Source organism: Bacillus sp. FSL P2-0099 (assembly GCF_038007445.1).
GTDB classification, from domain to species: domain Bacteria; phylum Bacillota; class Bacilli; order Bacillales; family Bacillaceae_G; genus Bacillus_A; species Bacillus_A mycoides.
Genome location: NZ_JBBOXE010000001.1, coordinates 3,987,875 through 4,006,842 on the forward strand (window position 1 = coordinate 3,987,875; position 18,968 = coordinate 4,006,842).

Genomic DNA, 18,968 nt, shown 5'->3' on the forward strand with positions numbered 1-18,968 from the left:
ATTGAAAAGATGGATAATCCTATTTGCCGCACTCTTATTAACAGGTTGCACAGGCAATACAAACCATTTAACCTATACAATTAACGATGAATATGAACTCATACATACTTCTGGAGATGCATTTGAACTTTTCCCATCGCAGGATGCTGTATATGCTACACAATACATCCCTGCAAAAATTACAGAAATTGCTTGGGACGATAAATACATTATCACAAAGCAAATTGAGGAAAAATCAGATCCAAACAATCCTGACGCAGCAATTACAAATAAAAAAATTGAACATTATTGGATTATCGATGTAAAGCATAATAAACGATTTGGTCCTTATAATGAAAAACAATTTAACGAGCAAAAAGATGCTTTTAAAATTACAGTGCCTTTTCAAAGTGTAGATTCATATGTGAAAGAGCTAAAAAAACAGTCAGCATAACTTTTTATGCTGACTGTTTTTGCTTAAATTATTATAAAGACACTTTATTTAGAGAGTGAAATATTAAAAGTTTGCGGTTCTTTAACAGCTTCATTTGTGTCTCCTGCTGCTAAATCATCTGTCGTAAACTTAATATCCTTTACTTTTTCTTTTCCATCATCAAGTATTAAACCGATAATTCCTTCTCGTGTCTCACCAGGCCTATAATCTTCCCTTGAAACACTCTTTGTACCAACGAGCGTATCTTCATCATATAAAAAGTTTTGAGTCGCTACATTAAAATGTTGTTTGTCATTTATAGCAACATCATTCATAGAGAAAAATTGCATGTTCTTATCTCCACTATTCTCTACCTTATATGTAATTTCAACATACCGAATCGTATCGCTAATCTCTGTTCCACTTAACGATGCATATAATTCAGCATCTTCTTGACTCACTTTATCTCCCAATCTACGCTTTATTTCTTCAGGAGTTAATGCAGTATACACTTTCAATGTATTTTTTGCCTCTTTGCTCATTTGTGATAATGAGATAACTTTAACATCTTGTACGTGAATTTTCATTGGGGCTACTTCAAATGTCTGATTCACAGAATGAATCTGTTCTAATTCAAATGTCCCCCACCCTTTTTCTTTCACTTTTTGTCCTACTTTTTTAAGCTCACGCCCACCATACTCTTTTGTTTCTGGAATAGATTCTTTCTTTTTAGGTTCTGCCTTCTTTTCTTCTTGCTGGAAGCAACCACTTAACATAAGAAGAAAACTGCATAAAACAAAAATACTTTTCCATGCTTTCATCATTTAATTTCTCCTAACACTATCATTCATTAATATAAATTAGTCCCTTGATTTGTAAACTATAGAAACAATAAGAAGTCCACAAAACGAACTTGTCAGTCCAGATACTATTATACCTCCTATTTGGAAAATATGAAAATAGGGGTCTAATAACGCGTGAACGATAAATATAATGGCCGCCACAACGATAGATGAAGCCCAATATTTCTTTTTTTCCGAAGTTAAACTAGTATCTTGATCAGTTTCCCTCCTATATTTCCATAGTACATATATTAGTAATAGTAGACCAAAACATGTACTCCCATGTTGTAAAAATTTATAAATTGGAATACTATATACTTCTTGCTGTAACAGCGGCATTTCCATAACAAAATAGCCTGTCTTATGAGTAAAAGCATCCCAAACGACATGCGTCACCATACCGAATAAAGCAGAATAGCAAAATACAAAAAAATTCTTCCAAGTATATAGCCCCCACTTCGCATCTACTACATATTTATAGTAACTAGCAAAAGGCTTAGGTAAATGTGTTATAAATGGTCCTTTTAAAATAAAATGATATGCATATGCTAATAAAAAAACGAGTGGTAAATTCAAATAGAAGAAACCAGCCCATGTATGGCCAATAATACCGTATGGCCTAAAATATAAAAAATATTCAAAATCAGGTGCCATACTACCCAATATAAGAGCCGTCACCGAAATATAACTAGAATGTTTCTTAGCAAAAGGGAGAACAGCTGCTGGATGTGCAAATGTAAACGGCATATTAATACTCCTCTTCATATTTCTAATATAATACCATCTATCATAACGAGAGAATTAATCTTGATGCAATGTTTATTTTCACATTGGAATATGATAGTTTACGTGTTATAATCCACATAAAATATTCAGAAAATAAGGAAGTGTTCACGTGTCATTAACACTTGTCTTTTTTCTTGTTTTGTTTATATTGTTTTTAAGTACATACATCGGATTCTTTATATGGAAGCACTACAAAATTATAAAATATATATGGATTTATGAACGTTCTTATCATTTTTTATAGGAAAGAGAATGGCTTTCGGCTGGGAAGGTCTCGGTTTTGGCGCACTTCAATATACAATACTATTAGCAAGTTGTCTTACATTAGTATTTGCCGCTTTTTTAGAATCAAAATCCGTTATGAATTGAGGTTTATATATTGATTGACGTACCCTTTTTAAAAAATGTCACATTAAAAAAAGAAAATATCCCTAGCTTTTCCGCATACCCTTACTGTCTACCCGCTATTCGAACTTTACAATCACTAGCTTTCCACCCAAATGTAACATTCATTATTGGAGAGAATGGAACAGGTAAATCAACATTACTCGAAGGAATTGCAGTGGCTTTAGGTTTTAATGCAGAAGGTGGAACAAAAAATTTCCGATTTAGCACAAACGATTCCCATTCATCTTTACATGAATACCTTCGAATTTCAAAAAGTTTCAATACACCAAACGACGGTTTCTTTCTTCGCGCTGAATCATTTTATAACGTTGCTTCTTATATCGATGAAATAGATGCTATAAAATCTTACGGCGGCGTTTCACTTCACGAACAATCACACGGCGAATCATTCTTCTCATTATTTATGAATCGTTTTTCAGGAAAAGGTTTATACATTTTAGATGAGCCTGAGGCAGCTTTATCCCCGATGAGACAACTTTCAATGCTCATTCGCATGCACGAACTAGCTGAACAAGGTTCACAATTTGTTATCGCGACGCATTCTCCCATTTTAATGGCTTATCCTGAATCTACTATATACTCTTTAACTCAAGAGGGGATTCACGAATCGACATTAGAAGAAACGGAGCATTACCAAACAACAAAACTTTTCTTTGAAAATCGCGATCGATTATTTCATCACTTATTTGAGTCATAAAAAAGAGGCAGCAATCGCTGCCTCTTTTTTTATAATGCTTCTATAAATAAAGCTACTCCAATACCGCCTCCAACGCATAGAGAGGCAATACCTTTCTCTAATCCACGTCTTTTTAATTCGTGAATTAAACTTACCGTAATACGAGCTCCTGTACAACCAATTGGATGTCCAAGTCCTACCCCACTACCGTTTACATTCACTTTCTCACGGTCTAACCCTAACTCTTTCTCTACAGCTAGGTATTGTGCAGCGAAAGCTTCATTAATTTCAAGTAAGTCTGCATCTTCTAATGACCACTCTACTTTTTCTAATCCTTTGCGAATTGCTGGTGCTGGTCCAATACCCATAATTTTCGGATCTACACCTGCTACTGAATATCCAACAATTCGAGCTAACGGTTGTAAACCTTTTTCTTTCGCCTTTTCTTCACTCATTAATACTAAAACGGCACTTCCATCATTAAGACCAGATGAATTCCCTGCAGTTACTGATCCATCTTTACGGAAAGCTGGTTTTAATCCTGCTAATTTTTCCGCTGTAATATCTGCACGTGGATGTTCATCCTTCGAAAATACAACTTCTTTTCTACGTTCTTTTATCGAAATAGGAACAATTTGATCGTCAAAGTGTCCAGACTCAATTGCTTGCAACGCTAATGTATGACTACGAAGCGCAACTTCATCTTGTTCCTCTCTTGTAATTTCATATTGTTCAACTAAATTTTCCGCTGTTTCACCCATCATAATATGGTGAATCGGATCTTCTAAAACTTCCCACACCGTATCACGAATTTCTCCGTGCTGTAGACGTTGTCCCCAGCGGTGTTGTTTTAATGCATAAGGGCTCGAGCTCATTGCTTCTACTCCACCTGCAACAACAATATCACTTACACCTAATTGGATTTGCATTGCAGCAGACATAATTGCTTGCATACCTGAAGAACATTGACGTTGAATTGTATAACCAGTAACTGTGTCAGGAAATCCTGCCGCTAATGCAGCTGTTCTCGCCGTATTTGCTTCATCAGTTCTTTGAATACAATGACCTAAAATTACTTCATCAACTTCATGTGGCTCTACTCCGCCTCTTTTTACAGCTTCCTGAAGTACAGGAACAGCTAATTCTACTGGTGTTATATTTTTTAGTGCTCCTCCGAAAGTTCCAATTGGTGAACGAACTGCAGCTGTAATGACAACATTATGCATTTTGTACTTGCCCCTCTCTTATGTACCCTAGTAAGTTTGTAGGTGAAATTCCATAAGTTGTATGTCTAAAATTATCATACTATAAACATACCAAAAAATCAAAATATTTAATATAATAAAAATAGAAGGAATTAACCTTCTATTCTGTCAATGCGTATAAGAATTTTTGTAATATCTTCTCTGTCGTTTCATTCAATTTTGGTAACTTATCTACTGGAAAATATTGAAGTTCTAACCCTTCATGATCGAGCTTTAATTCTCCGCTTACATGATGTGCCTGATACAGATGAATCACATTAAAAATTTCATCTCCATTTGGATAACGGAAATAAACTTCCTTTCCTGAAAGAACGCCAAGAAATTGCATAATTTTCGCGTTTAGTCCCGTCTCCTCGAATAATTCTCTACGAGCAGTTTCTTCTGTCGTTTCTCCCAGTTCCATTGCCCCACCAGGTACGCCCCAATCATATGTATCTGAACGATATTGAAGCAATACTTCTTGATTATCATTTAATATAATAATTGCTGATCCTACTAAAATAAGTGGTCTCGTACCAACTACTTTGCGTAACTCTTCAATATACCCCAATATGTAAACTCCCCTTTCCTCACCCTTCCTTATCATAACAAAATTCTCTTTCTTTTGTTGCTGTAATTTTCAATAAAAAAGGAAGCTTCCACTTCCTTTTTTTACCGTTATCCTGCTATTTGCGGGCGGTAAGACCCCTACCTCAAAATTCAGCGAAAGTAAAGAAGTTAGGTGGGGATCGAGCTGCCCATAAAAGCCCTATTGGTGAGGGCTGATAATCAGTGGGCGATGAACAAAGCCCCCACTGATTAAAGTTTCACTTTATTTCTTAAAGCTTTCGTATTTTACAACTTCAAAAGCTTCTTCAATTTCCTCATTATGATAATGGACATATGTAAAACGCCCTAATTCTACTAACCTAGCTATTTCTTGCAATGCTTTATGCTGATCATATGTTTCTTCAATTGTAATATGTACATAAAACTTCATTAATGGATGTTCATATAAAGGTTCTCCCACCTCCACATATACATCTTCAACCCCTTGCACAACTCTTACATAGCTCGCAAATTGATACAGAGCTTCTCTGTCTGAAACGATTTTTAATGTATACATATATTCTCCCCCTTTTCCTTACTATATCAAAAAGCAGACCATACTACGTTATAGAACTATGAAATTTTTTCGACTTATAGTCTATATATTCGTGTAATAAACAAGGCGTTTATCCATACATAGGACCTTTCCCCCACATATATTATAGAAAGAATTTTTTCATTTGAGGTGTTCCTTATGAATTCATACGTTAATATATGTGTTTGCATTACTCCAGGCGCCGATATTTCTGACGACCGTATTGCAAAAGATTTAGCAGTTGCAGAATCAATTTGGCATCCCATTACATTTAAAATTAAAGAAGTAATTGTACTAAACGACCTTTTCCGTTTTTCTAATCGGGAAATTAGTTATAAAAACTCCATTCAAAGTCAGGAAAAATTATCATCTTTTTTTCAAACTTGTGTTAACGAAGCTCCTGAATGCGACCTTTATATTTGTTATATTGGTAGTGATTATTTCAAAGAAACCGCAGTAATCGCTTGCGCTTACTCTCTAGCGAAACAACAACAACTTACTGGTTACATCGTTTTAACAAACTCAGCTGCTCCAATGAAAAATATATACACCCTCGCTCACGAAATTGGTCATATTTTATTTACAAGACGAATTCATGGAAAACTTACGCACGCAGATCCCCACTCTCCAACCGGTTCTGAACATCACCATTCACCATCGAACCTTATGTACCCTATAGTCCCTAGCCCTAATAACGTTCACATCAATTCATTATTAACAAATGAACAAAAAGCGCTCTCTTTACAAAGTCCTTTATTACAAAGAAAAAAACAGTAACGATATTGTTACTGTTTACAACAATATATTCCAATCAACAAACCAAATACCGGCTGCTAGAAATAAAAACATACAACTAAAGATAAACGTAATCCCTCTAAAAATCCCTATATAATATTTCTTTGGAAATACTTTTTTGCATATCCAGAGCAGCCCTTTTCCTATTAAACCGAAGAACAAAACATAACCCGATGTGTCATCTAATAAAGTATCGAAATAGTCATCATGTACCTTTTTCGAAAAGGTAGTATATAGCCCAAAAATCGTTAACCCTAAAAATATAATAGACAATATACCTAGAAATATACTTTGCATATTTGTTCCCCCCTTAATAAAAAATTCAGTTCGTGCACTATTAATATAAAGCTAGCTTACAGTTTTTTTCTCCTCATTTTTCAAAGACCATCGCATTAATACATACAAACTTCCGTACAGAAGTAAAGGCTCTAGTATTCCCCAATATGGGTTTTGCTTCCCTAATTCTTTAAATACAAACATAATTAATAGCGGTACGATAACAGCTAATATTCCAATCCATCCAAGTATAAAAGCTTCACCAATTAACAACACTAATAAGACAATTCCAGCTAGTATATAACTTTGCATAGTAGTTAATTGCAATACAGGTGTCCCATACCATTTATTCATAAACATTAATAATACTAGTAATAAAATTGGTAGCAAAGCTGCTACATAAATAATGCTAAATTCTTTTATTTTGCTTTTAAATGATGACATCTTAAAAGCAAAAATAATAGCCACAATAGTTATCATTAAAACAATTGGGTACCCAATCAATTGTACATTCGTTAATGTAAATTCATGATTCGGACTTTCAAATAAAATATTTGTAAGTAACCAATATCCACCTATCCCAATTATCATTCCTAAAATAGTCTTTATACTCCCGCCTTTATCCTGCTCCATCTCATTCGCTAATTCTTCTGCATATTCTTTTGGCGAATCACCAAATATATCACTTACCGTCTTTCCTTTTTTCTCACCTTCTATTAAATGTAGCTCTGCATCCTCTAGAAAAGCATCTACATCTTCTTCTTTAATTCCCTTCGTAATTAAATACACTTTCGTATCGATTAAAAACTTTTCTCCTTCTTTAGAAACTTGCATTAGAATCCCTCCCTTAATTAACCGTTTCTTTTCTATTCGCCTTCATCATAATTTCAAGGAAGATTAAAATAAACAAACTTCCGTATAAACATATAATTTGAAATAACATTGGCACGAGATCTTCCGATGTGAACGTTTTAAAAACTAACATAATAGAAAGCGGAATAATTAAATATAAATTTTTAAACCATCCTTCAAAATATATATTTATAGCTACCGTGAGGATAAAGATCCCTCCAGCTAATATATAACTTTGGACTAGAGTCAACGTAAACATCGTTGTAGGATATATCATATCTAATATCGGAACTGCTCCTAATAAAAACATTGGCGCAATCATGACTAAAAACCACATGGAAAACCACGTTTTTGTAAAACTTGTTACAAATGTCATTTTACGAAGCAGAAAATTTGGACCCATTACAGCTACGATCAATGTAAAGCTATAGCCAATGCACTGAATAAGTGAAATCTGTAGAATTCCGTTATTCACTATTAAGATAGAAGCAATAATCCAAAACGATACAATATTCATTACTGTAAAACCAATTTGCTTCCACGTTTCCTGTCTATCTCTTTCCATTACTTTTACAAGTTCATTTGCATACTCTTTCGGTGAGCTTCCGAAAATATCTTCTACACTTTTCCCATCACTCTCACCCTCAATTAAATGGAGTTCCGCATCTTCTATAAAATTTTCAATATCGCTTTCTTTCACACTCTTTGCCGCTAAAAATAATCTCATTTCTAATAAAAAATTTCGCGCTTCATTTGATAACATTATTTTTTTCTCCCCTTCCCTTCAAGTAGACGCTCTACACTACTTTGCATCGCTTCCCAGCGATCCATAAATTCATCCAGTGCTTCCTCGCCTTTTTCTGTTAATGTATAATATTTTCGCTTTGGACCAGATGGAGATTCCTTCATTACACTTGTTATTAATCCTTCCTTTTGCATTCGTATTAATAACGGATAAATACTTCCCTCACTCGCCATTGTGAAACCATACTTCGCTAATCTTTCACTCATTTCATAACCGTATATTTCACCTTCAGAAATAATAGCAAGTAAGCATCCTTCTAAAATCCCTTTCAGCATTTGACTTGTCGACATATTTCAAATCCTCCCACTATCTTGTTTTACAAGATAGATAAGCGTAAGTATCTTGCTTTACAAAATAGTATAGCAAACGCTACTTTGCAAAACAAGATAGCTAGCAATATTTTTCCAAATGTTTGCAGGAATTTTATTATCACCTCTCTAAATAGAGCAATAAGAGAACTTTTATTATGAAGGAGTGTTTTTCATCATGGTTACAAATCGAGTTGTCTTTTTAACAGGTGCTGCGAGCGGTATTGGTTATGAAATGGGAAGTGCTTTTGCCAAAGAGGGTGCTAAAGTTGTGATTAGTGATCGCCTTGAAGATCGTGCAAAAGAAGCTGCTGAACAATTGCAAAAAGAAGGCTATCAAGCCATTGGTTTAAAATGTGACGTTACATCTGAAGAAGAAATTACAGCAGCACTTTCTCAAACAGTTACTCACTTCGGTTCATTAGATGTATTAATTAACAACGCAGGAATGCAACATGTTTCACCGATTGAAGATTTTCCAACTGATAAATTTGAGCTTCTTATTAAAATTATGCAAATCGCTCCATTTATCGCCATCAAACATGCCTTTCCGATTATGAAAAAGCAAAAATATGGTCGTATTATTAATGTTGCTTCGATTAACGGACTTGTTGGATTCGCTGGAAAAGCTGCCTATAATAGTGCGAAACATGGTGTAATTGGATTAACAAAAGTTGCTGCTTTAGAGGGAGCAACTCATGGAATTACTGTAAATGCTCTTTGTCCCGGATATGTTGATACCCCTCTTGTACGAAATCAACTACAAGACTTAGCAACTACGCGAAATGTACCACTTGAAAATGTTTTAGAAGATGTCATTTATCCTCTTGTACCACAGAAACGTTTGCTACAAGTACAAGAAATTGCTGATTATGCTATGTTTTTAGCGAGTGAAAAAGCAAAAGGTATAACTGGTCAAGCCGTCGTTATCGATGGTGGTTATACTGCTCAATAAAGTGAAACTTTAATCAGTGGGGGTTTTGTTCATCCCCACTAATTATTAGCCTTCACCAATCGGGCTTTTACGGGCAGTTAATGCGGGATAAAAAATAAAGTTTGCTCTTCGCGAGCAAACTTTATTTTACTTTCTATCGCGAGGATCTTTCTACTTTAGTAATTGTTTAGGGAGTTTCTCAATTGCAACAATCACTCCGTCTAATTTACTTTCAATCCGATGGAGTAAATATAGCGTTACAACAATTGGAAAGCCCACATTACCTATCATCCCGATCCACTCTTCCATCTTTCTCTCCTCCCTTCATTACATAAATAAGAGGAAACGAAGACTTAAGGCATAAAAAACAAGCTATTTTTTATTAGCTTGTTTTTTAACTACTCAGCCATACATTTCATTTTTCAGCATATAGATTGCTACCATGAAGATACAAATGGTCCTACACCTTGCTACCTTTCTTTGTTTTAAAACGTTGCGCGTGGTAGGAACAGGCACTTACCGCTCCTATACATAGCCAGTCCCTCTCGACCATTTAAAAACATGCTTTTCTACCGTTTTTTTATATAGCGACTGAGCAGTTAGCTTATTTTTTCAAATAATGATGTAATTTCTTGCTTATAATCTCCACGTAAAATACCTTTCTCAGTAATAATCCCCGTAATTAATTCATGCGGTGTTACATCAAATGCAGGGTTAAATACAGGCGTTCCAAGTGGCGCCACTTGTTTCCCAAAAATTTTCGTAACTTCTGTTTCATCTCTTTCTTCAATGACAATTTCAGCGCCTGTTTGTTTCGTAGTATCAAATGTAGATAACGGTGCTGCAACGTAAAATGGGATACCGAAATACTTTGCTAATATAGCTAAATTTAATGTTCCTATTTTATTGGCAGTATCACCGTTTTCAACGATTCGATCTGCCCCTACGATAATCGCATTAATTTCTTTCGTTCGAATTGCATGTGCTGCAGTATTATCCGTAATAAGCGTTACATCAATGTCTGCTTGTTTCAATTCCCATGTCGTTAAACGACCACCTTGTAAAACCGGCCTCGTTTCACACGCATACGCATGTAAACGCACACCCTTCTCTTTCCCAATATAAAATGGGGCTAATGCTGTTCCATATCTAGCAGTTGCAATACTTCCAGCGTTACAAATTGTTAAAATTTTATCACCGTCTTTAAAACATGTTAAAGCATGTTCTCCAATACTTCGGCACACCATTTCATCCTCTTGCTGAATATGGAGCGCTTCTTCTTCTAATATTTTTTGAGCTTCTTTTATTGTAGTAATCTCTCGAATAGATGCTCTCATACGATCGATTGCCCAAAATAAATTGACTGCTGTCGGGCGTGATGTTCCTAAATAGTTACAATCTCTATTAAACTTCTTCTGAAACTCATAGATATTTATAGCATCATATTTCTTTGCCGCAAGCGCCAAACCAAACGCAGCTACAATTCCAATTGCAGGCGCTCCTCGTACTTCTAACATAATGATACTTTTCCATACCTCTTCAATATTCGTTAATGTTTTGTATTCAGTGACATGCGGCAACTTTGTTTGATTTAATACTGCAATTGCATCGCCTTTCCAACTTACAGATCTCGGAATAGTAATAATTGTACTCATGCTTTTACGCCTCCAACTGTCTGTTGAAATAATGTTCGAAACAGTTGAATATCAGCACACTTGGCTTCATATTTTATTAGTTCTCTACCTAAGGATAACGCTTGTTTTTTAGCTTGAATTCTATTTTCTTTATTTGCTATCCCATCTAAATCCGCTACATGAGCTAAGCCAATTGTTCTACGAATCAGTTCACATCCGGCAAATCCGACGGCATCAGTAAAGATATTTTGCAAAATAATTGGTAACCATTGTTTTTCTTTCGTATATGCTTCTACACCTTCTCCAATCCATAACTTCGTAAAGTTTTCTACAAAATAACTCCATGTCTTTTCTATATGGAAAAATAGTACACTTCTCTTTTCTTCTTCTCTAGATAAAGCATTTAATAATAGATTTGCAATAAATTGACCGATATCAAATCCAAATGGACCGTACGTTGCAAATTCTGGATCGATCACTTTCGTTTCAGAAGGTGATGAAAAAATACTACCAGTATGTAAATCACCATGAATAAGCGCTTCTTTTCTCGTTAAAAACTTATATTTATATTGTGCTACTTTTAGCTTTAAAGTTTTGTCACTCCAAAGTTCATCAATCACTGACTGTAAATCTGACTCATAATCATTCGTATCATAATGTCCAAATGGATCCGTAAAAACTAAATCTTCTGTAATTTTACTAAGGTCTGGATTTACAAATGTACCTTCTAGTACCCTTTTCTCTTCTGACTGTAAACCGAAATCTGAAGTATAAAACAAAACATGTGCTAGAAAACGACCGATATGCTGGGATAAAAGTGGATATCCTTCTCCATCTATTAATCCTTTTCTTGTAATTGTTAGTCTTGATAAGTCTTCTATTACTGTAACTGCTAACTCTTCATCATGACTGTACACTACCGGAACATAATCTGGCACATACTTCGCAAAAATTTGTAATGCTTTACTTTCAATCGTCGCTCTTTTTATAGACAGTGGCCAGCTCTCACCAACTACTTTCGCATATGGCAGTGCTTGTTTTATTATAATAGACTTCTCTCCATCATCTAATTTGAACACGTAATTTAAATTTCCATCTCCAATTTCATGACAAACTACATTTGCTTTCTTTTCAAAATAACCGTGTTCTTTCGCATATTGTATAGCTGTTGTTTCAGTTAATGAATAATATCCCATCGTCTTCTCCTCCTTTTCATTCAGAGGTTTTTCTAAAATAGAAAAACCCCTTTCCACAAAGAAAGAGGTTTGAAGTTTATCTTCTCCCCTCTTATCTGCCAGAAAGTTTACTTTCTGCTGGAATTAGCACCGTGCCTTTTGGCGTCATAAACGCCCCATTTCACAATGGTATTACGGTCGGTTGCTGGGCTTCATCGGGCCAAATCCCTCCACCTGCTCTTGATAAGAGTTTTATAATTTTTAGAATTTTTAACTTTATGATGAAGACTATACCAAGAATAAAAATCACTTGTCAACATTTTATTTGTATAATTCTGGACGACGATCTGCAAAAACCGGAATTCCTTTACGTACCTCTTTAATTTTCTCAAATTTAAGTTCTCCAAATAAAATTGATTCCTCTTCATTTGCCTCTACCACAATTTCACCCCAAGGATCCACAATTAGAGAATGACCTGCAAACTCATTATTCGGATCCTTTCCTGCTCTATTGCACGCAACAACATAACACTGATTTTCAACTGCTCTCGCCTGTAAAAGCAAACGCCAATGTGCTAAACGTACTAATGGCCATTCTGCTACAACAAATAAAACTTTTGCACCTTTAGCAGTATGAACGCGCATCCACTCTGGAAAACGAATATCATAACAAATTGTACCAGCACACTCTACATCATCTAACTTAAATTCACCTGTCTCATTACCAGCAACTAAATATTTATGTTCATCCATCAGCTGAAATAAATGTACTTTACTATATTCATTGACTAGATTCCCTTCATTGTTTACAACATACATTGTATTTGTAACCCCTTGCTCTGTTTGCTTTGCTATGGAACCACCAACAATATGTACACCATATTGCTTCGACCATTCTTTCAACTTTTCTTTCGTTTCTAATCCATCCGTATCTGCAATTTCAGAAAGTCTCGTTAAATCATATCCTGTTGTCCATAGTTCTGGTAAGACGATAACATCTGGTCTTTCTTTCATCGCTTCACTTATTTTTTTTTTAGCGTTCTCAATATTTTTTTCTACATCTCCAAAGACAATATCCATTTGAATACATGCGACTTTCATTTTTTCAGCCCCATTCTCATTTTTTTCTTTACAAAATACTGGAAAGATTATATCATTTGTCACTAGAATTGTAACAACTTTCAAAAGAGGTGGAAAGTATGAAATTATTTCAACCTTCTGAGATAGTAACATCATTGCCAACACAATTTTTCGCTTCACTTGTTGCAAAAGTTAACAAAGTCGTTGCAGCTGGTCACGATGTTATTAATCTAGGTCAAGGTAATCCAGATCAACCAACACCGCAGCATATCGTTAAAGCTTTACAAGATGCTGCTGAAAAGACCATTCATCATAAATATCCGCCATTTCGCGGACACGAAAGCTTAAAAGAAGCCGTGGCAACATTCTATCAACGTGAATATGATGTAGTAGTAAATCCAAAAACTGAAGTTGCTATTTTGTTTGGCGGAAAGGCTGGATTAGTAGAATTACCAGTTTGTTTTACAAACCCTGGTGACACTATTCTCGTTCCAGATCCAGGCTATCCAGATTATTTATCAGGAGTTGCTTTAGCAAAAGCACAATTTGAAACAATACCGCTTATTGCAGAAAATAATTTTTTACCGGATTATACAAAAATTGATGACTCTGTTGCGGAGCGAACAAAGTTAATGTTTTTAAACTATCCAAATAACCCTACCGGTGCTACTGCATCAAAAGATTTTTTTGATGAAACCATTCATTTTGCTAATAAACATAATATATTAGTTGTTCACGATTTTGCTTACGGTGCTATCGGATTCGATGGTCAAAAGCCTGTTAGTTTCTTGCAAGCAAACGGCGCTAAAGATACAGGTATTGAGATTTACACTTTATCGAAAACTTTCAATATGGCTGGATGGCGTATTGCTTTTGCAGTAGGAAATGAAAGTGTCATCGAAACTATTAACCTATTGCAAGATCATATGTATGTTAGTATTTTTGGTGCAGTTCAAGATGCTGCCCGCGAAGCACTATTAGGCTCGCAGTCTTGTGTGGTAGATCTTGTTAATAGTTATGAATCTCGGAGAAATGCTCTTATTTCAGCTTGTCACTCAATTGGTTGGAAAGTAAACATTCCAACAGGATCATTCTTTGCATGGCTTCCTGTTCCAAAAGGATATACATCTGAGCAATTTTCTGACATTTTACTAGAAAAAGCACACGTTGCAGTTGCTCCTGGTGTTGGATTTGGTGAGCACGGCGAAGGGTATGTCCGTGTTGGTCTCTTGCATACAGAAGATAGATTACGAGAAGCAATTAATCGAATTGATAAATTAAATTTTTTCAAAAAGTCATTGACAACATAAAAAATATCTGACAAAATTCAGTTATCTTAAAAATTTAAACATTTCTAAATACTTCTTATCAAGAGCAGGTGGAGGGACGAGCCCGACGAAACCCGGCAACCGATCTACAATTGTAGACACGGTGCTAATTCTCGCAGCGTTACGCTGACAGATAAGGAGCTGGTTGTAAAAAAACCTCTCCTTAGCTGAGAGGTTTTTTTATTTAACTAGGAGGGTATAACAATGAGCGGAATTATAGCGACATATTTAATCCACGATGATTCTCACAACTTAGAAAAGAAAGCAGAACAAATTGCAATCGGTTTAACAATTGGTTCATGGACTCATTTACCACACTTATTACAAGAACAATTAAAACAACATAAAGGCAATGTCATTCATATTGAAGCGTTAGACGAACAAGAACATATTAACTCTTACCTTGGCAAAAAAGTATCACGTGGACTCATTAAAATTCATTATCCATCGCTGAACTTTAGCCCTGACTTACCAGCCATTTTGACAACAACATTTGGAAAACTTTCGTTAGATGGGGAAATTAAACTAATTGATTTAACATTCTCAGACGAATTAAAGAAACAGTTCCCTGGACCAAAATTTGGAATTGAAGGCATCCGAAACCTTTTACAAGTTCAAGATCGACCTCTTCTAATGAGTATTTTCAAAGGGATGATAGGACGGAATATTGGATATTTAAAAACTCAACTACGCGATCAGGCAATTGGAGGCGTAGATATTGTAAAAGATGATGAAATTTTATTCGAAAACTCATTAACACCACTTACAAAAAGAATTGAATCTGGTAAAGAAGTTTTACAATCTGTATACGAAACTTACGGGCATAAAACTTTATACGCAGTAAATTTAACAGGTCGAACTTATGATTTAAAAGAAAACGCGAAACGTGCGGTGGTAGCTGGAGCAGACATTCTTTTATTTAATGTATTTTCTTATGGATTAGATGTACTGCAAGCACTTGTAGAAGACGATGAAATTCCAATCCCTATTATGGCACACCCTGCTGTAAGTGGCGCATATTCATCATCGAAACTATACGGTTTCTCTTCTCCATTACTACTTGGAAAATTACTACGTTACGCTGGTGCTGATTTCTCTTTATTCCCATCACCATACGGCAACGTTGCATTAGAAAAAGAGGAAGCTCTTCTCATTACAGAAGCATTAACTGAGGAAGACCACTATTTCAAGAAAAGTTTTTCTGTTCCATCTGCTGGAATTCATCCTGGTTTCGTTCCCTTTATTTTACGAGATTTTGGTAAGGATGTTGTTATTAATGCCGGCGGCGGGATTCATGGGCATCCAAATGGAGCTCAAGGTGGTGGCAAAGCTTTCCGTGCTGCAATTGAAGCTACTTTACAAGGTAAACCACTCCATGAAGTGGATGAAATAAATTTGCATAGTGCACTACAAATATGGGGAAATCCTTCTCATGAGGTGAAATTATGAGTATTCAAGTATTTTGTGATTTCGATGGTACGATTACAAATAACGATAATATCATGTCCATTATGGAAAAGTTCGCACCACCAGAAGCAGAGGAAATAAAGCAAAAAATTTTATCGCAAGAACTTTCTATTCAAGAAGGTGTTTCTCAATTATTTCGATTAATACCTATTAATCTACACGATGATATTATTCAGTTTTTACAAGAAACTGCTGAAATCCGTACAGGTTTTCATGAATTCATACAATTTATTAATGAAAATAACATTTCCTTTTACGTTATATCAGGTGGAATGGATTTCTTCGTCTATCCACTCTTACAAGGAATCATTCCAAAAGAGCAAATTTACTGTAATGCAACTGACTTTTCAGGAAAATTTGTTGAAGTTAAATGGCCGCACCCTTGTGACGAGCAATGTCAGCATAGTTGCGGTCTCTGTAAATCATCATTAATTCGTAAACTAAGCTCTAAAGATGATTTTCATATTGTGATAGGAGATTCCATTACTGATTTACAAGCAGCAAAACAAGCAGATAAAGTATTCGCCCGTGACTTCCTTATTACAAAATGTGAAGAAAATCATATTGCTTATACATCCTTTAACACATTTCACGATATTCAAGTCGAATTACAACATTTGTTGGAGGTGAAATCATGAAACAACTTTTTCGTCAATGGTATGACTTAAGTGAAATAAAAAAAGAATTAACAACTCGGAATTGGTTTCCAGCAACGAGTGGAAATATTTCTATAAAAGTCAGTCATGATCCACTTACTTTTCTTATTACAGCAAGTGGTAAAGATAAAACAAAAACTACTCCAGATGATTTTCTATTAGTAGATCATCTAGGGGTTCCCGTATTAGAGACTGAATTACGCCCTTCAGCAGAAACAATATTGCATACACATATTTATAACAATACGAACGCCGGGTGCGTACTTCATGTTCATACAACTGATAATAATGTCATCACAAATTTATATAGTGATGCAGTCACCCTTCAAAATCAAGAAATTATTAAAGCTCTCGATATTTGGGAAGAAGGTGCAACGATTAACATTCCTATTATCGAAAACCATGCCCATATCCCAACGCTTGGAGAAAACTTCCGAAAGCATATACAAGGAGATTCGGGAGCAGTATTAATCCGTAACCATGGTATTACCGTATGGGGCCGAGATAGCTTTGATGCAAAGAAAAGATTAGAAGCTTATGAGTTTTTATTCCAATTTCATATAAAACTATTATCAATTCAAGGAGGCGTTTCTAATGGCGCAAATTCGTATTCATGAAGTAAATACTCGTATCGAAAATGAAGTGGAAGTATCTAAATTTCTACAAGAGGAAGGCGTTTTATATGAGAAATGGAACATCTCTAAGCTTCCTACTCATTTAAATGAAAATTATTCGTTAGCAGATGAAAACAAGGCTGAAATATTAGCTGTGTTTTCAAAAGAAATTGCTGATGTTTCAGAGCGCAGAGGTTATAAAGCATATGATGTGATTTCACTTTCAAATAGCACACCTAACCTTGACGAGTTATTAATTAATTTTCAAAAAGAACACCATCATACTGACGATGAAGTTCGCTTTATTGTCAGCGGTCATGGCATCTTCGCTATTGAAGGAAAAGATGGTCGATTCTTTGACGTTGAACTCGAGCCTGGTGATCTTATATCTGTGCCTGAAAATGCAAGACACTATTTCACCTTACAAGATGATCGCCAAGTTGTAGCTATTCGTATTTTTGTTACAACAGAAGGTTGGGTTCCAATTTATTAAGGTAGCTAGTTGAATAAAAGAACTTGGAACCCCTTTTCCAACCTTTTATTCACTCTACATATATACATCCTCCTATGGAACAGGCTTATTTCATAACATTGAAGTAAGCCTGATTTTTTATTTACTAAAATGATTTGTCCCTTTCGTTTGTTCAAATCAAATATCTCGAATCACAATTCCACTTTATCAAGTACATTCCGGAATATTTTTTGAACATTTATTGAACTTTTTTTGAATTTTTTCTGAAAATTCTGTTTTATGTATGATATACTACAACTAATAAGAAGGAAATGAATATTGCAAACAGAGGGGGATAATCATGAGTTTACTTATCGCACTTATACTAGGAGTTACATGCGGAGCTATTCCTGTCATTTTAGGAGCTATTATGGAAGAATTAGAAGTTGGTGTTTTAGGTTTTGCTGCATCATGTGTAAGCGCTTTATTTTTTGGTTTATATGGTGCTATTCCTGTTTCTATTCTGTGCGCATTTTATATACTACGCCATGCTCGCGCAAAACAGCTCGGCCCTAATCACATTGCCCAAGTTATTCCATTCCCAATTGAACGATGCCGCCGCGCTTCCAGCCTATAAAGTGAAACTTTAATCAGTGGGAGTTTTACGGCGCACAAATAGCGGGATAAATTATCCAACTTAAATATTATGCCTGCCTAAATAAATAAAAAGTCCTCAAATGAGGACTTTTTATTTATTTTCTTCTAGAAATTGAAACAATTCTTGCAAATGAAGTGCATCTTCACTGTAGCTAACGGATACATGACATGTCCCTTCAATCTCAGCATGCATATAAAGGACAATTCCATCCCGATCATATTTCAATGCCAAATAAAACTCCATTTCCTCTAACATCTTTTTCGAGCTTCGGATAACATAATGTCCTTTCTCATCTCTTCCATATTCAAAATCTGGCCCAAAATCGTATTTTTGTTTAAAAGCTTCTTTTTGCTTATCATTAATCTGTACACAAGTTGCTCGCTGCACAGCATCAATCATCTCGTCAAACTTTTGGAGATCCAT

The 18,968-nt window shown here is 35.2% G+C and carries 24 protein-coding genes, 1 pseudogene and 2 riboswitches; of the genes and pseudogenes, 11 read left to right on the plus strand and 14 right to left on the minus strand.

Annotation, left to right across the window (positions count from 1 at the left end; translation table 11 throughout):
- Nucleotide 1 precedes the first annotated feature (1 nt).
- Complete coding sequence (locus tag MKY90_RS20445; RefSeq protein ID WP_002128907.1) at nucleotides 2–433, plus strand: DUF3997 domain-containing protein; 432 nt, start codon at nucleotides 2–4, stop codon at nucleotides 431–433.
- Between the two features lie 44 nt (nucleotides 434–477).
- Here MKY90_RS20445 and MKY90_RS20450 read toward each other — a convergent pair whose 3' ends face one another.
- Together MKY90_RS20450 and MKY90_RS20455 are read right to left on the minus strand one after the other, a co-directional pair.
- Nucleotides 478–1,236 (minus strand): hypothetical protein, encoded by a 759-nt coding sequence (locus MKY90_RS20450; protein ID WP_098167408.1) that lies wholly within the window; start codon nucleotides 1,234–1,236, stop codon nucleotides 478–480.
- Nucleotides 1,237–1,272: 36 nt separating this feature from the next.
- Entirely contained in the window at nucleotides 1,273–2,001 is a 729-nt protein-coding gene (locus tag MKY90_RS20455; protein ID WP_002111554.1) for a DUF4184 family protein, read from the minus strand.
- A 148-nt stretch (nucleotides 2,002–2,149) separates the two neighbouring features.
- On the opposite strand from MKY90_RS20455, the pseudogene MKY90_RS20460 reads away from it, so the two are divergent.
- Both MKY90_RS20460 and MKY90_RS20465 read left to right on the plus strand, forming a co-directional pair.
- A pseudogene (locus MKY90_RS20460) lies at nucleotides 2,150–2,409 on the plus strand (hypothetical protein).
- A gap of 10 nt (nucleotides 2,410–2,419) precedes the next feature.
- Entirely contained in the window at nucleotides 2,420–3,145 is a 726-nt protein-coding gene (locus tag MKY90_RS20465; protein WP_003191233.1) for an AAA family ATPase, read from the plus strand.
- A 29-nt stretch (nucleotides 3,146–3,174) separates the two neighbouring features.
- Here the strand turns inward: MKY90_RS20465 and MKY90_RS20470 are convergent, their stop codons facing one another.
- The 3 genes from MKY90_RS20470 to MKY90_RS20480 all read right to left on the minus strand — a co-directional run bounded on the left by MKY90_RS20470 (nucleotide 3,175) and on the right by MKY90_RS20480 (nucleotide 5,494).
- Entirely contained in the window at nucleotides 3,175–4,350 is a 1,176-nt protein-coding gene (locus tag MKY90_RS20470; RefSeq protein ID WP_002111558.1) for an acetyl-CoA C-acetyltransferase, read from the minus strand.
- Between the two features lie 139 nt (nucleotides 4,351–4,489).
- Nucleotides 4,490–4,939 (minus strand): NUDIX hydrolase, encoded by a 450-nt coding sequence (locus MKY90_RS20475; RefSeq protein ID WP_012261633.1) that lies wholly within the window; start codon nucleotides 4,937–4,939, stop codon nucleotides 4,490–4,492.
- A gap of 261 nt (nucleotides 4,940–5,200) precedes the next feature.
- Complete coding sequence (locus MKY90_RS20480) at nucleotides 5,201–5,494, minus strand: DUF3928 family protein (RefSeq protein WP_002088390.1); 294 nt, start codon at nucleotides 5,492–5,494, stop codon at nucleotides 5,201–5,203.
- A gap of 177 nt (nucleotides 5,495–5,671) precedes the next feature.
- Here MKY90_RS20480 and MKY90_RS20485 point away from each other — a divergent pair, with 177 nt between their 5' ends.
- Nucleotides 5,672–6,289, plus strand: coding sequence for an ImmA/IrrE family metallo-endopeptidase (locus MKY90_RS20485; protein WP_002128913.1), 618 nt, complete (start codon nucleotides 5,672–5,674; stop codon nucleotides 6,287–6,289).
- 15 nt (nucleotides 6,290–6,304) lie between these two features.
- Here MKY90_RS20485 and MKY90_RS20490 read toward each other — a convergent pair whose 3' ends face one another.
- The 4 genes from MKY90_RS20490 to MKY90_RS20505 are packed head-to-tail and all read right to left on the minus strand — an operon-like array spanning nucleotide 6,305 to nucleotide 8,530.
- Nucleotides 6,305–6,604, minus strand: coding sequence for a hypothetical protein (locus tag MKY90_RS20490; protein ID WP_002128914.1), 300 nt, complete (start codon nucleotides 6,602–6,604; stop codon nucleotides 6,305–6,307).
- A 51-nt stretch (nucleotides 6,605–6,655) separates the two neighbouring features.
- On the minus strand, nucleotides 6,656–7,417 hold the full coding sequence (locus MKY90_RS20495) for a DUF1129 domain-containing protein (protein WP_341092425.1): 762 nt from the start codon (nucleotides 7,415–7,417) through the stop codon (nucleotides 6,656–6,658).
- A 13-nt stretch (nucleotides 7,418–7,430) separates the two neighbouring features.
- Entirely contained in the window at nucleotides 7,431–8,198 is a 768-nt protein-coding gene (locus MKY90_RS20500; RefSeq protein ID WP_098167407.1) for a DUF1129 domain-containing protein, read from the minus strand.
- Entirely contained in the window at nucleotides 8,198–8,530 is a 333-nt protein-coding gene (locus MKY90_RS20505) for a PadR family transcriptional regulator (protein ID WP_002014879.1), read from the minus strand. Before MKY90_RS20505 ends, MKY90_RS20500 begins: the two co-directional genes overlap by 1 nt.
- A gap of 196 nt (nucleotides 8,531–8,726) precedes the next feature.
- Here MKY90_RS20505 and MKY90_RS20510 point away from each other — a divergent pair, with 196 nt between their 5' ends.
- Complete coding sequence (locus tag MKY90_RS20510; RefSeq protein WP_098167406.1) at nucleotides 8,727–9,503, plus strand: 3-hydroxybutyrate dehydrogenase; 777 nt, start codon at nucleotides 8,727–8,729, stop codon at nucleotides 9,501–9,503.
- Between the two features lie 150 nt (nucleotides 9,504–9,653).
- Here the strand turns inward: MKY90_RS20510 and MKY90_RS20515 are convergent, their stop codons facing one another.
- The 4 genes from MKY90_RS20515 to MKY90_RS20530 all read right to left on the minus strand — a co-directional run bounded on the left by MKY90_RS20515 (nucleotide 9,654) and on the right by MKY90_RS20530 (nucleotide 13,476).
- Complete coding sequence (locus MKY90_RS20515; RefSeq protein ID WP_002014881.1) at nucleotides 9,654–9,791, minus strand: YvrJ family protein; 138 nt, start codon at nucleotides 9,789–9,791, stop codon at nucleotides 9,654–9,656.
- A gap of 290 nt (nucleotides 9,792–10,081) precedes the next feature.
- Nucleotides 10,082–11,137 (minus strand): S-methyl-5-thioribose-1-phosphate isomerase, encoded by a 1,056-nt coding sequence (mtnA, locus tag MKY90_RS20520; protein ID WP_078184382.1) that lies wholly within the window; start codon nucleotides 11,135–11,137, stop codon nucleotides 10,082–10,084.
- Nucleotides 11,134–12,312 (minus strand): S-methyl-5-thioribose kinase, encoded by a 1,179-nt coding sequence (gene mtnK / locus MKY90_RS20525; protein WP_002190558.1) that lies wholly within the window; start codon nucleotides 12,310–12,312, stop codon nucleotides 11,134–11,136. The genes mtnA and mtnK overlap by 4 nt, the downstream gene beginning before the upstream one ends.
- An 88-nt stretch (nucleotides 12,313–12,400) precedes the next feature.
- Nucleotides 12,401–12,541: riboswitch (SAM riboswitch) on the minus strand.
- Between the two features lie 71 nt (nucleotides 12,542–12,612).
- Entirely contained in the window at nucleotides 12,613–13,476 is an 864-nt protein-coding gene (locus MKY90_RS20530) for a carbon-nitrogen family hydrolase (RefSeq protein WP_141506899.1), read from the minus strand.
- A 14-nt stretch (nucleotides 13,477–13,490) separates the two neighbouring features.
- On the opposite strand from MKY90_RS20530, the gene MKY90_RS20535 reads away from it, so the two are divergent.
- The 6 genes from MKY90_RS20535 to MKY90_RS20560 all read left to right on the plus strand — a co-directional run bounded on the left by MKY90_RS20535 (nucleotide 13,491) and on the right by MKY90_RS20560 (nucleotide 18,524).
- On the plus strand, nucleotides 13,491–14,681 hold the full coding sequence (locus MKY90_RS20535; RefSeq protein WP_063218962.1) for a pyridoxal phosphate-dependent aminotransferase: 1,191 nt from the start codon (nucleotides 13,491–13,493) through the stop codon (nucleotides 14,679–14,681).
- Nucleotides 14,682–14,733: 52 nt separating this feature from the next.
- Nucleotides 14,734–14,839: riboswitch (SAM riboswitch) on the plus strand.
- Nucleotides 14,840–14,903: 64 nt separating this feature from the next.
- Nucleotides 14,904–16,148 carry a 2,3-diketo-5-methylthiopentyl-1-phosphate enolase gene (gene mtnW / locus MKY90_RS20540; protein ID WP_061674459.1) on the plus strand — a complete coding sequence of 415 codons (1,245 nt, stop codon included), beginning with the start codon at nucleotides 14,904–14,906 and terminating at the stop codon, nucleotides 16,146–16,148.
- On the plus strand, nucleotides 16,145–16,804 hold the full coding sequence (locus MKY90_RS20545) for a 2-hydroxy-3-keto-5-methylthiopentenyl-1-phosphate phosphatase (RefSeq protein WP_341092432.1): 660 nt from the start codon (nucleotides 16,145–16,147) through the stop codon (nucleotides 16,802–16,804). Before mtnW ends, MKY90_RS20545 begins: the two co-directional genes overlap by 4 nt.
- Nucleotides 16,801–17,439 (plus strand): methylthioribulose 1-phosphate dehydratase, encoded by a 639-nt coding sequence (locus MKY90_RS20550; protein WP_044442765.1) that lies wholly within the window; start codon nucleotides 16,801–16,803, stop codon nucleotides 17,437–17,439. Before MKY90_RS20545 ends, MKY90_RS20550 begins: the two co-directional genes overlap by 4 nt.
- Nucleotides 17,417–17,929, plus strand: a complete 513-nt coding sequence (locus MKY90_RS20555; protein ID WP_016100676.1) for a 1,2-dihydroxy-3-keto-5-methylthiopentene dioxygenase — start codon at nucleotides 17,417–17,419, stop codon at nucleotides 17,927–17,929. The genes MKY90_RS20550 and MKY90_RS20555 overlap by 23 nt, the downstream gene beginning before the upstream one ends.
- A 319-nt stretch (nucleotides 17,930–18,248) precedes the next feature.
- Complete coding sequence (locus MKY90_RS20560) at nucleotides 18,249–18,524, plus strand: hypothetical protein (RefSeq protein WP_002033923.1); 276 nt, start codon at nucleotides 18,249–18,251, stop codon at nucleotides 18,522–18,524.
- Nucleotides 18,525–18,635: 111 nt separating this feature from the next.
- Here the strand turns inward: MKY90_RS20560 and MKY90_RS20565 are convergent, their stop codons facing one another.
- Nucleotides 18,636–18,968 (minus strand): DUF3909 family protein, encoded by a 333-nt coding sequence (locus MKY90_RS20565; RefSeq protein ID WP_002014892.1) that lies wholly within the window; start codon nucleotides 18,966–18,968, stop codon nucleotides 18,636–18,638.

Excerpts from the sequence above, each read along its gene's own strand:
- MKY90_RS20450 (WP_098167408.1), bottom strand. The coding sequence starts at position 1,236 with ATGATGAAAGCATGGAAAAGTATTTTTGTTTTATGCAGTTTTCTTCTT.
- MKY90_RS20455 (WP_002111554.1), bottom strand. The coding sequence starts at position 2,001 with ATGCCGTTTACATTTGCACATCCAGCAGCTGTTCTCCCTTTTGCTAAG.
- MKY90_RS20470 (WP_002111558.1), bottom strand. The coding sequence starts at position 4,350 with ATGCATAATGTTGTCATTACAGCTGCAGTTCGTTCACCAATTGGAACT.
- MKY90_RS20480 (WP_002088390.1), bottom strand. The coding sequence starts at position 5,494 with ATGTATACATTAAAAATCGTTTCAGACAGAGAAGCTCTGTATCAATTT.
- MKY90_RS20485 (WP_002128913.1), top strand. The coding sequence starts at position 5,672 with ATGAATTCATACGTTAATATATGTGTTTGCATTACTCCAGGCGCCGAT.
- MKY90_RS20490 (WP_002128914.1), bottom strand. The coding sequence starts at position 6,604 with ATGCAAAGTATATTTCTAGGTATATTGTCTATTATATTTTTAGGGTTA.
- MKY90_RS20495 (WP_341092425.1), bottom strand. The coding sequence starts at position 7,417 with ATGCAAGTTTCTAAAGAAGGAGAAAAGTTTTTAATCGATACGAAAGTG.
- MKY90_RS20500 (WP_098167407.1), bottom strand. The coding sequence starts at position 8,198 with ATGTTATCAAATGAAGCGCGAAATTTTTTATTAGAAATGAGATTATTT.
- MKY90_RS20505 (WP_002014879.1), bottom strand. The coding sequence starts at position 8,530 with ATGTCGACAAGTCAAATGCTGAAAGGGATTTTAGAAGGATGCTTACTT.
- MKY90_RS20510 (WP_098167406.1), top strand. The coding sequence starts at position 8,727 with ATGGTTACAAATCGAGTTGTCTTTTTAACAGGTGCTGCGAGCGGTATT.
- MKY90_RS20515 (WP_002014881.1), bottom strand. The coding sequence starts at position 9,791 with ATGGAAGAGTGGATCGGGATGATAGGTAATGTGGGCTTTCCAATTGTT.
- mtnA (WP_078184382.1), bottom strand. The coding sequence starts at position 11,137 with ATGAGTACAATTATTACTATTCCGAGATCTGTAAGTTGGAAAGGCGAT.
- mtnK (WP_002190558.1), bottom strand. The coding sequence starts at position 12,312 with ATGGGATATTATTCATTAACTGAAACAACAGCTATACAATATGCGAAA.
- MKY90_RS20535 (WP_063218962.1), top strand. The coding sequence starts at position 13,491 with ATGAAATTATTTCAACCTTCTGAGATAGTAACATCATTGCCAACACAA.
- mtnW (WP_061674459.1), top strand. The coding sequence starts at position 14,904 with ATGAGCGGAATTATAGCGACATATTTAATCCACGATGATTCTCACAAC.
- MKY90_RS20545 (WP_341092432.1), top strand. The coding sequence starts at position 16,145 with ATGAGTATTCAAGTATTTTGTGATTTCGATGGTACGATTACAAATAAC.
- MKY90_RS20550 (WP_044442765.1), top strand. The coding sequence starts at position 16,801 with ATGAAACAACTTTTTCGTCAATGGTATGACTTAAGTGAAATAAAAAAA.
- MKY90_RS20555 (WP_016100676.1), top strand. The coding sequence starts at position 17,417 with ATGGCGCAAATTCGTATTCATGAAGTAAATACTCGTATCGAAAATGAA.
- MKY90_RS20560 (WP_002033923.1), top strand. The coding sequence starts at position 18,249 with ATGAGTTTACTTATCGCACTTATACTAGGAGTTACATGCGGAGCTATT.
- MKY90_RS20565 (WP_002014892.1), bottom strand. The coding sequence starts at position 18,968 with ATGGATCTCCAAAAGTTTGACGAGATGATTGATGCTGTGCAGCGAGCA.